Here is a 2,760-nt window from a genome sequence, read left to right on the forward strand (position 1 = left end):
CTGGTCGATCGTCGCGGGCGGGCCGGCGGGCGGCGCCGCGCGGTGCGCGGGGAGTTCGCGCTCGGCGTTGCCCGCGAGGATGCGGGCGCGGTCGCCGAGGGAGCCGAGGAGGCGGAGGATCCCGCGGGGGAACGGGCCCGCCACCAGGTCGCCGGTGAGGACGACGGTGTCCGCGGCGCGGACGGCCGGGACGGCCCGTGCGAAGGGGGTTTCTCCTGTCGCGTAACGCGGGTGGGCGCCCGCTTTCGAATCTGAGTTCGATGGCTGGTTTAGGGTGGTCACGCGCGGAAGGTGCGAGTGCGAAGGAGGTGCCGATGCCAGGGACGTACGGATTCACGCACCTCCACGTCGCCTCCGGCTTCTCGCTGCGGTATGGCGCTTCGCACCCGGAGACGCTCGCGGAGCGCGCGGCCGAGCGCGGCATGGGGGCGGTGGCGCTCACCGACAGGGACACCCTCGGCGGGGCCGTCCGGTTCGCCAAGGCGAGCGCGCGGGCCGGGGTGCGTCCCGTCTACGGCGTCGAACTCGCCGTCGGTGCGCCCCCGGAGGGGGAGCAGCGGCCGGCGGGGCGCCGGCGCGCGCCGGTGCGCGGCGGGGCGTTCGTCGACGAGTCGGCGCCGCGGGTCGTCTTCCTCGCACGGGACGGGGCGAAGGGCTGGGCCGAGCTGTGCCGGCTGGTCACGGCGGCGCACGCGGCGGAGGCGGAGCGGCCGCTGCTGCCGTGGGACGAGGCGGCGGGCGACGTCGGCTCCGTGACGGTGCTGCTCGGCGCCGACTCCCCGGTGGGCAGGGCGCTCGCGGCCGGGCGCCCCGACCGGGCGGCGCGGGTGCTGGGGGAGTGGCGCGAGGTCTTCGGCGGTTCGCTGCGCCTGGAGGTGGACGGCGCCGGGCCGCTGCGCGAGGCGGCGCGGATGCTGCGGCTCGCCGCCGACGAGGGTGTTCCGCCCCTCCTCGCCAACCCCGTGCGGTACGCCGACCCCGACCAGGGCCCGGTCGCCGATGTGCTCGACTCCGCACGCCGGCTCGTGCCGATCGACGAGCGCCGGGGCGTGGACGCGGGGGAGCGGTGGCTCAAGGACCCCGAGGAGATGGTGCGCACCGCCGAGCGGATCGCCGAGGCGGCGGGGCTCGGGCCGCGCACCGCGCAGCGGTTGCTGGAGCTGACGGAGCGGACGGCGGACGAGTGCCGCGTCGACCCGGAGGAGGACCTGGGGATCGGCCGGGTCTTCTTCCCCGAGCCCCGGCTGGTCGGCGCCGGCGGGCGGGAGGCGGTGCACGTGCTGCGCTCACGGTGCGCGGGCGCCATGCTCGCGCGGGGGTACGCGGGTGACGCGGTGCGCCGGCGGCGGCTGCGGGACGAGCTGGGGGTGATCGAGCACCTCGGGTACTCCTCGTACTTCCTCACGGTGGCGCAAGTGGTGCGGGACGTAAGGGAGATGGGCGTCCGGGTCGCGGCGCGCGGGTCGGGCGCCGGGTCGTTCGTCAACCACCTGCTGGGGATCGCGCACGCGGACCCCGTCGAGCACGGGCTGCTGATGGAGCGGTTCCTCTCGCCGCGGAGGGCGGCGCTGCCGGACATCGACATCGACGTGGAGTCGGCGCGGCGCCTGGAGGTGTACCGCGCGATCTTCGAACGGTTCGGGCCCGAGCGGGTCGCGACCGTGGCGATGCCCGAGACCTACCGGGTGCGGCACGCGATCCGGGACGTCGGCGCCGCGCTCGGCATGGACCCGGCCGAAGTGGACCGGCTCGCCAAGGCGTTCCCGCACATCAGGGCGCGGGACGCGCGGGCGGCGCTGGCCGAGCTGCCGGAGCTGGAGGGGGTGCGCAGGGAGGCGTTCGACCAACGGTTCTGGGAGCTGGTCGAGGCGCTCGACGGGCTGCCGCGCGGTATGGCGATGCACCCGTGCGGCGTGCTCCTCTCGGACGCCTCGCTCCGCGCGCGTACGCCGACGGTCCCGACGAGCGGGGAGGGGTTCGCGATGTCCCAGTTCGACAAGGACGACGTGGAGGAGCTCGGGCTGCTCAAGCTGGACGTGCTCGGCGTGCGGCTCCAGTCGGCGATGGCGCACGCGGTGGCCGAGGTCGGGCGGGCGAGCGGGGAGGAGGTCGACCTCGACGCGGTGCCCGAGGGGGACCCCGCCACGTACCGGCTGGTGCGCTCCGCCGAGACGTTGGGCTGCTTCCAGATCGAGTCGCCCGGGCAGCGGGACCTGATCGGGAGGTTGCAGCCGGAGACCTTCCACGACCTGGTGGTGGACATCTCGCTCTTCCGCCCGGGTCCCGTCGCCGCCGACATGGTGCACCCGTTCATCGAGACCAGGCGCGGACGCAAGGCGCCGCACTTCCCGCACCCGGACCTGGAGCCGGCGTTGCGCGAGACGTACGGGGTGGTGGTCTTCCACGAGCAGCTGATTCTGATCATCGCGACGATGACGGGGTGCGACCGGGCCCTCGCCGACGAGGCGCGGCGTGCGCTCTCCGACGAGGAGCGGCGGCCGCGGGTGCGCGCGTGGTTCACCGCCGCCGCCGAGGAGCGCGGGTACGGGGCCGAAGTGACCGCGCGCACCTGGGAGATCGTGGCGGCCTTCGGCTCGTACGGGTTCTGCAAGGCGCACGCGGTGGCTTTCGCGGTGCCGACGTATCAGTCGGCGTGGTTGAAGGCGCACCATCCTGCGGCGTTCTACGCCGGGTTGTTGGAGCACGACCCCGGTATGTATCCGAAGCGGCTGCTGCTCGCGGATGCGCGGCGGCGGGGGG

1 protein-coding gene and 1 pseudogene are annotated in these 2,760 nt (G+C 75.2%); one reads left to right on the top strand and one right to left on the bottom strand.

What is annotated here, in order from left to right:
• Window positions 1-282, bottom strand: a pseudogene (locus UWG_RS32895) (hypothetical protein); the annotation flags it as partial.
• Between the two features lie 32 nt (window positions 283-314).
• Between UWG_RS32895 and dnaE the strand changes: the two are divergent.
• The coding region (gene dnaE / locus UWG_RS0100235) for a DNA polymerase III subunit alpha (RefSeq protein WP_016905193.1) at window positions 315-2,760 on the top strand (2,446 nt) is incomplete at its 3' end.

The organism is Streptomyces xiaopingdaonensis, from assembly GCF_000262345.1.
In the GTDB taxonomy this organism is placed as follows: Bacteria; Actinomycetota; Actinomycetes; order Streptomycetales; family Streptomycetaceae; genus Streptomyces; species Streptomyces xiaopingdaonensis.